Here is a 12,820-nt window from a genome sequence, read left to right as displayed (position 1 = left end):
TCCTAGAATGATCTTGGCCCAGCACGTCCTTACGCCTGACCTTAATCTCATTCTAGGGCTGACCTATCCCCCTCCTATTGAACAAAATACTTCTTTCCTTGAATAAAACTCTCATTTGCATATTTATTCCGACATAGAACCTGGTTTAGCAGAAATTTGATAGGCATACAGCTTCGGAGTCAATCCAGTCTCCCGTTTAAAGACTCTGGTAAAATGCCCTTGGTCGGCAAAACCGACTTGAGCAGCAATTTCCTTCAAACCTACCTTTCCTGATCGGATCAGGAATTTGGAGCGTTCAATGCGGAGGCGGATTAAATAGTGATGAGGAGTAAAACCGGTCTGCTGTTTGAAGACACGGATAAAGTGGGACTGACTCATATTAGCCTTCGCGGCCAGCTCAGTCAGTGGAGCATCTTCTTCCAGGTTTTCCCGCATGTATTGAATCACGCGGAAAATCTCCTGGTTCGCAAGCGTTTTGCCGCTAGAATGTTGGGGAATGACAGAGGAGTAGTGCTGCAGTAAATGAATGATTAGCATATTGGACAGTGAATCGCTGTATATTTTCCCCTTCGCTCCGCCATTCTGCAATTCTTCCAGCATCCAGAGCCCTAACTGCAGGAGCTTGGAATCTTTGACATGGAATTTGCGGTCTAATTGAATGTGGCCTTCCGTCAAAAATCCGGATTCACGGGCGACCTCTTCAATCACAGAAGGAGTAATCTCAATATTCAGGAAATATAACGACGTCTTGCCCCAAGGGCAGAGGAGGCTTTCGTTGCATGGGGTAATATGAATCGTATAATAATTTTCGTAATAAGCCGTACAATGGATTCCTACCAAATACTTGGGCTCCGGCGAGGGACTAAACGCTTGCTGCGGACTATACCATTGTGAGACCTTGAGCTTATCCCAACCCAGGTTTTCACTTGCCAGAACAGGCTGAGATGTCGTGGAGACCGTTTCTGTAAAATTTTTCATAGCCATCACCCCTTGTCCCCCCAATCTATCAGCCATATATACGCGCCGCGTCAATGAGCTGTAAAACATTTGTAAATACACTTGCTGCTCGACGTGGAATATACTCCAACTGTTACGGTACTCATGCATCACAGGACAGCACATCTGCTATAACTCATTAACGGAGATGACCGAGTCATTTCATAGCATGAACTTTAGCCAAATATAAAAAGACAGCGAGTCTCCGTTATCGGTGGACTCGCTGTCTTTTTTGGTTTTATGGCTTTTCAGCTAGCTTCAGCCAATTATGAGTTAACTGATTAGAACACTGACTGCTATCCTGCTGCACAGGATGGTGCCCTCTACTTATTCAAAATCAGTCCGGAAGCTGATGCTCTTGTTCGCTCCCAGTTCTTCGCGCAGTTGATCCAGCTTCTGCGCGCTTGTTCGGCTTCTCTCCGGTGAGCGATATCAAGCGGTTCAGCTAATAGGATCGACCACCTCAAACAGAAATGATCGACCGCTCAAGAATTTCCTGATGTAAGACAGAGCGTAGGGTTGTTCCTCAATCAGACTTGCTGTCTCCAGCGGATTAGAGGCATGATGAGCGTAATTCCCGATCATAACCATGATGAAAAAGCATTCTAATTCGCGGACATAGTCCTCCTCCAGCTTCCTTACACTCTCATATCCCTGGATGAACATCCAGCGGTGCTTCGGCCAAAGCCCCAACATCGCCCCTGCCATATCGTAAAGATAATAACCGTAGCCACATCTTCCGAAATCAATAGGGAAGGGCTCTTCCTCCAGAATAACGATATTACCGCTGTGCAAATCGCCATGGATAAGTCCATAGTTATGATCGTTGCTGAGCATCCCTTCGAGTTGTGTGCAGACTTTTTCAGCCGCGGCCTGATAGCCTTTCCAAGCCTCCTCCGACAAAAACACGGAATAATGCTGTTCCAGCTTAGCCAACTCAGACCGGAAGCTGCCGGCACCCCATACAGGGCGCGTAAAATCTGCTGGCGGGTCAAACTTCTCAGCGGCTTCATGAAGCCTGCCCATCAGCATACCCATTTTAGAAGCCAAGCTGTCTGTAAAATCACCTTCTACATGGCTACCCTCTACCCAACGCATCATGGTCACATAATAGGGACGACGATGCTCACCCGCCACCTCAATGTCCAATACGTAGGAGCCATCACGGCTTGCTATTCCTTCCGGGACCGTCAGATCATCACCTGAATTAAGAGCCTGTAGCAGCGTTAGCTCGGATTGAATTTGCTCTTTGCTCAGGAGGTCCGAATGAATACGCAGTAAATAATGGCCCGTGGATTTCGTCTCTATTTTATACGTAATGGTGTCCGATAACTGAATAAACTCGATACGCTCCCATTCGATATCGTAACGCATGAGTGCCGACAAAACTATCATCCTGGCTTTGTTCAGTAAAGAACGTCTATGTTGCACTGTGTCATACTTGAAAAAGTTATCCATACATATCTCCTCCCGGTGTGTTGTGCCCTAAGATCGATAACGCGGTCCCTGTTCTGTTGGTCATTATAGCAATGACGGGTCACCCGGAAATATACAATAAATGATTAAAAACTGTATTTTACACAACAAAAAGCCACATCAGAATAAGTTCCAATGCGGCTTTATGTGACTACTTTTTTGCATATACAATCTTCTTAATACTATCTCTGGATAGGCAAAACCGGTCGGCCAGTTGGTCCATCGTGACCCCGGTTGAAAATTCTAGACGAATGTTCTCGTTTCTATGATCCAGATATTGTCGGCTGCCGGATTTCTCGCCCCATTTCTTGCGCACGCCATCCGGCTTGGGGATGTACACCATCCCGCCATGGACATATTTCTGTACTTCCTTCAGCAAGGCTTCCGGGAAGATTAGGTCAGCATTTACATATTTCATAATAGCTCCGCTCCTTTAAATGTTGAAATCTTAAAGGTAGCAAAGTCTATTCTATAAACATGAACACTGTCATTAAAAGCGGTTACTTATTTCTATTTGGCTCTATGCAAACAACCGCTTGTTGTTTATAGAATAAACTCTGCATAGAGCGCTGATCTAATCTAGCCATGTGGTGCCCCTCCCTTCCTTAACCTGCAACATAATTACTTTTTCTTCCTCCCTTTATTCTCTCCTCGTTTTGCATTATCCGCAACCCTAAATTTTACAATCCTGCTTATCAGTTCATAGGGCAATGGTTGGCCGATGGGAAATTGCACGGAGCCTTTGGCTCCCTTATACCCTGACAGCTCCTCCTTAAAGGCCGCAACTCCACTGGCTCCCGGATAGAATCCGATATGATTCTTATATGCGGCAAAATGTACCAGATTGCCCTGCTGGGCAAAGGTCGGCATCTGATAACTGATCTTCTCCACCGCCTCCGGTGCAGCGTCGAGGATAACGCCTCTTAACGTCTGGAGGGTCTGCTGAACTTCGGCGGGGAACAACGAGATGTACTCATCTATCGTCGCAAAAGTTGGCTTGTCTGCATTCGTGTCCATCTTATTCTCCTTTCAAAGCTCACTTCAATAGTTCGAAGTGGATAAAATGCTCCAGAATTCCTACGAGTTCGGACAGGTCGTTAATGACCGCATCAGCCTCAACAGGGGACTCCCAGTACTCGTCCTTTTTCCAAATCGCTATCATCCCTGCTTCTCTGGAGGCCTGCACATCATTCATCGGATGATCCCCTACGTATATACTCTCTTCGGGCGCTACGCCCAGCCGTTCTGCTGCTAACTTAAATATTCGGTGATCTGGCTTTCTTAGACCTTCCTGTTCTGATACCAGTATGGCCGAGAAATACCGTTCAATGCCCAAGGCTTGGATATTGCTCATTTGCAGCGCGGTAAAGCCATTGGTTATCAGCCCTAGCTCTATTCCCCGCTGCTGTAGCTCCTCTAACAACTCGAGCAAATTAGGGAATGACACACAGGCTTGATGAAACTGAGACACATAATCTTCGAGCAATTCTTCCCAAGTCGTCCCTTGAATCTCAAACTCATCGATCAGCTGCTGATAGACTGCATCCTTCCACACATAGCCCCGTGCATCCAGTTCCACGAATCGGTTGATAAAAGCTTCCTTCGGAATATGCCCAAGGCAATGACCCCAGCGTTGATGCTGCATTTCAACAAATCGTTTCAAGGATGAATCCCGGTCCAGCAGTGTTCCGTCCAGATCAAAAAGCACAGCACGTATCATTGGATGTATCACTCCCCTGAAATTAAATTAGGGTCCATTCGGCTTCGCCTAAAACCACTATAATCATTCTACCTCTTGATCTCTCATTCGCCGAATTTTATAATTGAAAAATCTTCTAATTTGGGGTGAAATGGATGTCTTTCCGCATTGTTCGAGATAGGTAGCTACCGGGCTGGATAAAACGCGTACCAGCCGTCAAGGGAGAAGTCTGCCCTTTTGACCCAGTGCAATCTTGAGCAATAGTCAACGGAGACTCCTTATTATTTTATTCTCATTGGAAGGTGGAATTTAAGAATGAACAAGGTAAATTACAAGGATTTTTATGATAGAGTCGGTGTATTAAACGGTTGGGATTTCAGCAGTGTGAAATGCGTGTCCGAACAAGCACCCTGGGACTTCTACCGTGAAGTCACGAAGAGATGCCAATCCTCCGACCTCCTGCTGGATATCGGAACCGGTGGCGGGGAAGCCATTTTATCCATAGCTGAATCGGCATCGCTACTGGTCGGCATTGACCAGTCAACTGGCATGATGGAGACAGCAAACAGAAATCTATCCAACTCCGGCAAAAGTAATGTCCGTTTTCTGGAGATGAATGCTGATCAGTTGGAGTTTCCGGCACCTTTCTTTAACGTTATCTCATGCAGACATTCTCCTTTCTCTGCCAAGGAAGTTGCTCGTGTCCTATCCAGGGAAGGCGTATTCCTGACCCAGCAAGTGGCTGAGACCGATAAGATGAACCTTAAAGAAGCGTTTGGGAGAGGGCAAGCTTCTGAGACACCGGTTGGCACCCTCAAGCAGCAATATCTAACCGAGCTAAGCGAAGCAGGATTTTCGGATGTTCAATCCTTCGAATATAACATTAATGAGTATTATCAGACCGCTGAAGACCTTATATTTCTGTTGAAGCATACGCCGATTGTTCCTGGCTTCGGTCAGAACGAAGAGGATTTTCGGATTCTTGGGCGATTCATTGAAGAGAATCAAAGAGAACAAGGCATACTGACGAATTCAGCGCGGTTTATGATCATTGCGAGACGCATTTCTGCCATTAATTGATCTCTGATACTCTATAGTCTCTAAAGTTCCCTCGGGAATGATGATCCGTTTGCAAAAGAGGACCTCAAGCTCCACGAAATCGTGGGAGCTGAGGTCCTTCCTTATAGGACAATATGCTTCATCTTCGTACGTCATGCTTAATCACTACGCACATAGTTAATCCTCATTTACTCACAGCAATCCCTACAAGCTCATACTCAATCCTTATACGGATCGAATTCATCCGCCCCCGCCATACACACTCCGATCGGTTTCAAGACATGCATAACCTCAATCGTCTCTGCGTGAGCATCCAATACTTCCTGGAGCTTCCGGTATACAAACGGGCTTTCATCCGTCCCTGCTCCGCGCAGCTCCACATTAAATGCCTGCACCGCGTCCAGCATTTGCGCTTTGGAGATTTGTCCGCCGCTGCGGGTACGGGTCTTCCAGTTCATTTTGCCTGCGGCCTGTGTCCGGCTCATGATCCGTCCAGCCCCGTGAACGGTGCTATAATAAACGTCCCGATTCTCTGCGGTATCCTTCCCTTTAACGATCACAGAAATGTCGCCCATGCTCCCGCCTATAAAACCCATCTGCCCCGGCGCAGACGGTGTAGCGCCTTTGCGGACCACTACGGTCTCTTTCCCGTCATGGGTTTCCTTCCAGGCGTAGTTATGATGGTTATGCACTTCAAAATCAGCTTCTGCTCCCAGGATGGACAGCACTTTGCGGATTACATAATCCCGCCCTGTGTACGCATAACGCCCCGCCAGCTTCATCGCACGATAATACATATCCCCCAGCTCACTGTTCAAATCCAGCAGGAGCGGCGGCTGATCCATCTTTTCACCCGGCGCGTTGGCTAAGAATTCACGTCCTGCTGCCAGGTTGATAAAACCGCTCGCAGTCTTATGCCCGAAGCCCCGGCTGCCAAAATGATTGCCGATCCACAGCCGTCCTGTCTCGGTGTCTTCAAAGAGATCCACGTAATGATTCCCGCTTCCAACGGTTCCGAGCTGATCACGGGCCAGCGTCTTCAGCTTGTCATGCTCTGCTTTTCCTACAGCCCGGTACACATCCCAGTCCGGATCGTCGAACAGCTCATGATCCAATCTCTCGTTATTGATACGGCCCATGCCAAAAGAAATCTGGCGGGCGATATCATTCATGACCCGGGCCAGCGCAGGTTTTACATCAGCCGCAGATAGCTGCGTCCGCACCGCTTTATTGCCGCACCCAATATCATAGCCCACACCGGATGGCGAGATTTGCCCGTCATAGACAACGACACCGCCAATAGGCTGGCTGTACCCTTTATGATGATCTGCCATAAGCAGCGTCTGAACCACGTTCCCTGTCTTCGAGCAGGTTCTCGCCTGAGCAAGCGCTCCCTCGTCAGGCTTTCCCCAGACACGTACACCGTCAATATTCTGATATGCCATCTTTCGTTCACCCCTGTAACGTTACTATTGTTCTAAACAATTCATCGAGCCGCCCATCCTGACCGCCCCCGGCAGTCTCCACTTCGGATATCGTCTGTTCGTAGTAGCTGATTCTTTCCTCCAAAAATTCATTAATAGGCTGAATTCTCGGCTCGTAATCCATCTCGTCACCTGCTCTTTTTCGGATCAGCAAATCATCGACGGCCGCTCTAAGCAAGCTGCCCTCCGGTAGCAGGGTTTCCACCAGCACTGGAAATTCAATAGGCGGCATCGTATGGAAACGCTCGATCCATTCGCAGGCCAGCACAGGACGAAGCACATAGAAATACTTCTTTATTTTCACATGATCGCCCTTCAGGTAATCACGATAGTTCCCCTTGGCCATATGCAGATAGTGGTGCATGCACGATCTTGGGGAGAACGTGAAGGAAGAGATATCGCGGATTTGCCGGACGACCGATTCATTCTCCGTATAGACAATCGGGGATTGCAGCCACTCCAGCAGCGGCGGATTGGATTTGCGGAATAAATTCAGAGCCTTTTTCAAATCCCAGCCGTTGATATCCAGCATATTGCTGATTGGCCGTTCAATGACATCCCGCTTCTCAAAAATGGACAGATACCATTCCAGCGGCCGGATATATAGAAATCTTACGTCATAATCACTGTCCTTGGAAGGAAATCCCCAGGCCCGGCTGCCTGATTCGCAGGCATACAGAATACGGACGTTTTCTTCCCTTTCGATCTTTTTCAACTCTTCTATTATGATTGATTTAACCTCCGGCATAAGGCTCTCCTCCTGTTCAGCTCCGTTACTATGTACATTTTCGCTTATTTTCGGAAGTTCGAACATGGCAAAAGTATTACGATCACAGAGCAGTTTACCATTCCGCCCCTACCCTTGCCCTGTTACAATGAAAGGAAGACATTCATGAAACGGGGAATCCAGGTGGCCAAGGAAAGCTTTGATAAAGAAATCCAATTCCTGCGTATGCTTGCGCTCACGAGCGGCGCGTTCAACAGACAGCAATTCGCTGACCGGCTGGGTATTTCCGTGCATACCTTTGACAAAACCATCCGCCGGCTCAAGGATATCGTGAGCTCTACCTATCAGCACCTCCCGGAGGAACAAGGCAAAGAATTTGCTGAGACCCTAAAGTACAGCTACTATGACTCTACCGATCCCATGCTGTTATTTCTATTTCGTGCCAAGTCGGTAAAAGAAACCGAAAGCCAGCGCCTCTCTCTCCTGCTGGGTGCCATGAATAGAGAGGCGATGACTGCGATGGAGCTTCTGGATATGTGCTGTAGCAGCCTGCCCGCAGGTGTTCCCCAGCCCGATGAGAAGACGATTCGATCAGACCTGAAGTACCTGGAAGAGGTAGGAGTCATCCGCAAAGAAGGGGCCGCCCGTCCTTTCCGCTACCGCGTACATAACGATTTGGTGCAGCAGTTAAGCCATGAAGAGCTTATCGACTTGTATGATTTTGTGGATGTCATGGCGAACACCCAGGTCCCTTCTGTGCAAGGCTATCTGCTGCGTGACGGACTGAAAAAGCATCTTTTACGCAATCAGGTGGAGCAGCCAGCTATCGAAGCTTTTTTATATAAGTATCATTATTACTCACGGATCTTGGACGAAGCCCACTTGTTCACTCTTTTGAACGCCATTCGCCAGCGCCACAGGGTCACCTTTCTCTACTTCTCACCAAAGTCCGAGAAAAGCTATGGCTCCAAAAACACCAATCCATTGTTCGAACGCGAAAGCGAAGGCTCCGCCATAAAGACACTCCCGCTGAAGGTCGTCTATGACCATCAATACGGAAGGTGGTATCTGCTCGCGAGCGGCCGGGAAGGCATTCGCAAGTATCGTATGGAAGGGATTACGCGGATGGAGACTGAGGATCAGCCTCTGAGTGAGGAAGCGTTCCAGGCCAAGCGCTGCGAGCTTGACGAGAAAATGAAGTATAGCTGGCTGATTGATACTGGACTGCCTGTCACGGTGCGGGCGAGGTTCTACAGCCCTGGAGATTCTGAACCGAATTTCGTAAGAGAGCGGGTGCTGCTGCAAGGACAGTGGGGACAGATCGTGGACGAAGATCCGTATTCTTTTATCTACGAAATCACCGTGAATGGGACGACCGAGATCAAGCCCTGGCTGCGGAGCTTCGGGTCCAGCTGTGAAGTGCTTGAACCCGTGAGGCTACGCCGTGAAATGATCGCTGAATGGAAGGAGATATTGGCCTACTATGAACCTTTTCGAGAAAATTTTTAACTATCAGATCATCTCCCGTCTGGACGACAACGGCACCTTCATGGTCACTTCCCACGAAAGAGCCTGGCTGAAGACCATGCTTGAGCACCCCGCAGCCAAGGATGCGTTCACTGCCGGGACGCTGGAGAAGCTGGTCTCCCTGCTGGAGTCTGATCCTCTGATGGATACAGCTGACCACTTGGTGCAAAAAGCCCGCAGCAGGGAAAAGCAGGTGTATCACCCGCTCCTCCGTACCTTGCGCCGCCATATCATGGCTAAAGAAACGGTCCAACTGACTTACGGAACCAAACGCGGCAGTGTTCAAGAGGGGCTCACAGGAGTGCCTTACAAACTGGAGTACTCCATGGTCAAACGGGAGTGGTATTTGCTCTGGTACCATCTGCGGCGGCACTCGCTGATGAGCACCAAGCTGAGCAAGATCGTCAGCGTATCACATCAAGCTATAGCTGCCTCCAAGTATGAGAGTATTCTTCATGAGATCAGCCTGAGGCGCGACACACGTAAATTTGAGGTTGTCATTGAAATCGTCCCTGACTATAACCGGGAGCTGTCTCGCATTCTATACGCCTTCTCCAGCTTTGAAAAGGACGTTGCATACAATGCGGATAAAGACACCTACAGTGTCAGCATTATTCTAACCGGGAACGACAGCGATTATCTGCTCTCCAAGCTCCGTTTTCTCGGCAAGCGGGTCCGGGTCGTGAAGGGTAATTACCTTAAGAAGCGGATGCAGGAATCGGCGGTCAAAGCGCTGAAGCTCTACGGTGTGCTGCCTTCGGAAGAGGAATTATCGTCGTAAATGTATTTTTCGCCACTTTATTTTCGATCACCCAAACGGCTAATCAATGAATCATACAGATGAATCAATTCCTGGGACGGGCGGATGCCCAGCTCCCGGGTGAGCAGCCGGACATAATCGGTGTAAAGGGCGTTCAGCCCTTTTTTATCTCCGGTCATCTGCCGGATCGTCATGAGCTGGCCAACCACTGCTTCGTCCAGCGGATTACGCTCGTTCAGCTTAAGCAGCAGCTTCGACGCAGTGGCTGTATCTCCCGCCTTAATTAGTACTCCGGCAAGCTTTTTTACAAACGAGGTATATAATTCCGCGTACCGCTCTGTCTCATGGATAGCCCACACATAGGCTTTGTCACCGAACAAATCCCCCGTATATATTCGTTCAATGTTCAGCGCCCGCTCTACATTTTCCGTATCCATACGTTGCAAGCTCTTCACTTGCTGTTCAAATTCCACGTAGTCAATCACTGTATCTTTTAATTCGAGCGCGTAGCCATCATTCTCCGAACGGACGGACTCTCGCATCCCCAGCGGTTCCAGCGATTTGCGTAATTGATAGACAGTGGTATTCAGGTAGCTCTCAGCATTCGTCTGGTGCATCCCGCCAAAAATATCCTTCACCAGCCTGGAACGCGGGATTCGCTTGCCCTGGTACAGCAGCAGATAAGCGAACAGTTCCGCGCACTTCCGTGAGGTCCATTTGACCCGTCCAGCCTCATTGCTCACCGAGACGTCCCCCAGCGCCGTAAGGATATTCCGGCTGGCAGCAGCAGAAGCAGCAGGAGTGACCTGCGCCGGGGAATGAATGCTCCGCTGGTTCGCCAGCACACGATTTACTGTCCGTTCCAGCCTCTCCTGAGAGACTGGCTTCACTAAATAATCTACCACAGACAATTCGTAAGCCTCCAGGGCAAATTCCTTGTGTGACGTCACAAATACCACTTGTACAGGAGAAGATGCAGCTTCCATCCTGGCGGCGAACTCCATTCCGCTCTCACCCGGCATAGAGAGATCTACGAAAGCCAGTCCAACATCGGTATTGTCCTGTAGAAAAGAGGTCGCAGCACGTGTGTCTGTAAAAGCGCCTGCGACCTGAACGCCGGGCAGCTTGACCAGCATTTTCCGCAAAATCAAGTGCATTGTAGGCTCATCATCTACCAAAATAACTTTCATAGGCTTCCTCCTCCATATCACTATTATCGAACCTCTCCGGCACACCCTGCGAGCCTGACAAGGAGAATGAGAAGGTTGTTCCGCAGCCTGCTGTACTCTCAAACCAAAGGCTGCCGCCATGAATGCGGACAAATTCACGGGTCAGCGCCAATCCAAATCGTGTGTCCCCGGAGTCTTCTACGCCAGACATGGCCTTTAAGAATGGCTCCTCCAGCCGTAGCAGTTCGGAAGTCTCTTCATCAATTCCGGCTCCGTTGTCAGTGACAGAGATAATGATCCGCTCACCCTTCAGCACAGCTCCGATATCAATCTTGCCGCCGATCCCCGTAAACTTGATTGCGTTGGAAAGCAAATTTCGCAGAATGAGATCCAACATCTCCTTGTCTGCCCTGACCACCAGCTTCTCGTTAATATCCTCCGTCAGCTCAATTTGCTTCATATCCGCCTTCGGTCCAGCCAGCAGCAAAGCCTGCCGGACGACCTGCTGCAAATTCCAGCCTAAGGGACGAAAGGCTACCTTGCCTTTTTGGCTGCGATACCAATCGAGTAAATTATCAACCAGATGAAAGGTGCTCTGGACTTGCCCTTTGAGCTCACGCACCAACTCGGCATTCTCGAAGTCGGCAGCCGTCAATTCATCATCCAGCAGCTCGGTCAGGCTGACGAGAAGGGCAATCGGATCACGGATATCATGCGCCATGATCGTGAACAGCTTGTCCTTAAACGCATTAAGTTCGGACAACTCCCGGGCATTCTCGCGCAGCCGGGCCTCACTTTCCTTGATCTCTGTAATATCATTGAACATCAGAATCCGGCCAATCAGAATCCGGCCCGAATCGTAGATGAGCGACACGCTGCAGTTATAGTACATGTTGCGGTTGTCATGAAACCGCTGAAAAGGGAAGCGCTCCTCCCCATCTCCTGCCGCCCGAATACGTTCAAGCAGTTCAGGGCTATTCCCCAGCACCTTCTCCATCTCCACCGGATAATGCTTCGTCGATCCCAGCTCCGGTAGCACTTCTATAGCAGCGCTGTTGTAACTGACAATTCGGTCATCATAATCCAGCAGCACTACCCCGTCTCTGATCGTCTCGAACACCTTAGCGAGGGCAAGCGGCGTTAACCGCAGTAAATTAAACCGCAGAATGCCCCATACGAAAGCCACACCCGAAATGGCAAATCCGAACGGCGTCAGGTCAACATTCGTGCCATACCAAAAGAACGTATTGAGCAGAAAGGGGGCCACAGCACCAAGCAGCAGAACAACAATCTGCTTCCGCACCATCGGCAAAGCCTTCCAGTACATGGGGATAAACAGCGAAACACCGCATAGTACAACCGAATAATTATAGACCGTGTGGACCTTATACCAAGGGCCCTTCACCGTGGTGTAGAGAGGGATGGAAGACTCTGTATTCAGAATATAGCGCTCATATACCAGGTGATGCCAATCATTGGTGAGATGAAGGATAAACACTGTCATGGGGACAGCGAACAGGATCAGAGCAAGAACCTTGCGATAGCGGAATCCCGTTCCTGTAAATTGGAGGGCGAGAAAGAACCAGAGTGTTGAAATGAAAGGGATACCCAGATATTCGACTTGAAGCGACAGCTTCACTTGCTCCAGACTCCTGCTCAACACCTCAAAGGCGTACCCCAGCGAATAGAACGCCGCTGACAGCATAATCAGAATCATCGTTTTGGCCACAGGCAGATGGCGTTTTTGGTAAGACAAGAAAGAGACGAAAAGCATTAGCCCTGCTGCGAAAAAAAGTGTGACCGACATCCATAATCTTGTGTCCACGGCTGCGTCTCCCTTATTTCAAATGAATGCAATCTACATATTGAACAGGGGCGCTTGCGTCCCCGTTTGTTCCATTATAAACGCAAGGAGAAGAGCCG

At 49.1% G+C, this 12,820-nt stretch carries 12 protein-coding genes; 3 read left to right on the top strand and 9 right to left on the bottom strand.

Annotated features, from left to right (window positions below; genetic code table 11):
* Nucleotides 1–123 precede the first annotated feature (123 nt).
* The 5 genes from ACFVU8_RS27830 to ACFVU8_RS27810 all read right to left on the bottom strand — a co-directional run bounded on the left by ACFVU8_RS27830 (nt 124) and on the right by ACFVU8_RS27810 (nt 4,192).
* Entirely contained in the window at nt 124–978 is an 855-nt protein-coding gene (locus tag ACFVU8_RS27830; RefSeq protein ID WP_387431742.1) for an AraC family transcriptional regulator, read from the bottom strand.
* A gap of 459 nt (nt 979–1,437) precedes the next feature.
* Nucleotides 1,438–2,454: a phosphotransferase enzyme family protein gene (locus tag ACFVU8_RS27825; RefSeq protein ID WP_387431740.1), complete on the bottom strand. Its 1,017-nt coding sequence runs from the start codon at nt 2,452–2,454 to the stop codon at nt 1,438–1,440.
* A gap of 169 nt (nt 2,455–2,623) precedes the next feature.
* A complete protein-coding gene (locus ACFVU8_RS27820) occupies nt 2,624–2,890 on the bottom strand; it encodes a CD3324 family protein (protein ID WP_066379779.1) in 267 nt (88 codons plus the stop codon).
* A 203-nt stretch (nt 2,891–3,093) separates the two neighbouring features.
* Nucleotides 3,094–3,489, bottom strand: coding sequence for an iron chaperone (locus ACFVU8_RS27815; RefSeq protein WP_387431737.1), 396 nt, complete (start codon nt 3,487–3,489; stop codon nt 3,094–3,096).
* 19 nt (nt 3,490–3,508) lie between these two features.
* Complete coding sequence (locus ACFVU8_RS27810; RefSeq protein WP_387431735.1) at nt 3,509–4,192, bottom strand: HAD family hydrolase; 684 nt, start codon at nt 4,190–4,192, stop codon at nt 3,509–3,511.
* A gap of 294 nt (nt 4,193–4,486) precedes the next feature.
* On the opposite strand from ACFVU8_RS27810, the gene ACFVU8_RS27805 reads away from it, so the two are divergent.
* The gene (locus ACFVU8_RS27805; protein ID WP_379467676.1) at nt 4,487–5,251 is read left to right on the top strand and encodes a class I SAM-dependent methyltransferase; all 765 of its coding nucleotides are present in this window, start codon (nt 4,487–4,489) and stop codon (nt 5,249–5,251) included.
* 197 nt (nt 5,252–5,448) lie between these two features.
* Here the strand turns inward: ACFVU8_RS27805 and ACFVU8_RS27800 are convergent, their stop codons facing one another.
* Together ACFVU8_RS27800 and ACFVU8_RS27795 are read right to left on the bottom strand one after the other, a co-directional pair.
* A complete protein-coding gene (locus ACFVU8_RS27800; protein WP_387431732.1) occupies nt 5,449–6,675 on the bottom strand; it encodes an RtcB family protein in 1,227 nt (408 codons plus the stop codon).
* Between the two features lie 7 nt (nt 6,676–6,682).
* The gene (locus ACFVU8_RS27795; protein ID WP_387431730.1) at nt 6,683–7,462 is read right to left on the bottom strand and encodes a nucleotidyltransferase domain-containing protein; all 780 of its coding nucleotides are present in this window, start codon (nt 7,460–7,462) and stop codon (nt 6,683–6,685) included.
* A gap of 162 nt (nt 7,463–7,624) precedes the next feature.
* Between ACFVU8_RS27795 and ACFVU8_RS27790 the strand changes: the two genes are divergently transcribed.
* Both ACFVU8_RS27790 and ACFVU8_RS27785 read left to right on the top strand, forming a co-directional pair.
* Nucleotides 7,625–8,950, top strand: coding sequence for a helix-turn-helix transcriptional regulator (locus ACFVU8_RS27790; protein WP_387431807.1), 1,326 nt, complete (start codon nt 7,625–7,627; stop codon nt 8,948–8,950).
* On the top strand, nt 8,925–9,749 hold the full coding sequence (locus tag ACFVU8_RS27785; protein WP_387431727.1) for a WYL domain-containing protein: 825 nt from the start codon (nt 8,925–8,927) through the stop codon (nt 9,747–9,749). Before ACFVU8_RS27790 ends, ACFVU8_RS27785 begins: the two co-directional genes overlap by 26 nt.
* Before the next feature lie 17 nt (nt 9,750–9,766).
* Here ACFVU8_RS27785 and ACFVU8_RS27780 read toward each other — a convergent pair whose 3' ends face one another.
* Together ACFVU8_RS27780 and ACFVU8_RS27775 are read right to left on the bottom strand one after the other, a co-directional pair.
* Complete coding sequence (locus ACFVU8_RS27780; protein ID WP_387431724.1) at nt 9,767–10,918, bottom strand: response regulator; 1,152 nt, start codon at nt 10,916–10,918, stop codon at nt 9,767–9,769.
* Nucleotides 10,896–12,722, bottom strand: a complete 1,827-nt coding sequence (locus ACFVU8_RS27775; protein ID WP_379467660.1) for a sensor histidine kinase — start codon at nt 12,720–12,722, stop codon at nt 10,896–10,898. The genes ACFVU8_RS27780 and ACFVU8_RS27775 overlap by 23 nt, the downstream gene beginning before the upstream one ends.
* Nucleotides 12,723–12,820 lie beyond the last annotated feature (98 nt).

This window comes from Paenibacillus sp. NPDC058177 (assembly GCF_042883835.1).
In the GTDB taxonomy this organism is placed as follows: domain Bacteria; phylum Bacillota; class Bacilli; order Paenibacillales; family Paenibacillaceae; genus Paenibacillus_AQ; species Paenibacillus_AQ agri.
Note: the sequence above shows the minus strand (reverse complement) of the source record. Positions and strands in the feature narration are given on the sequence as shown.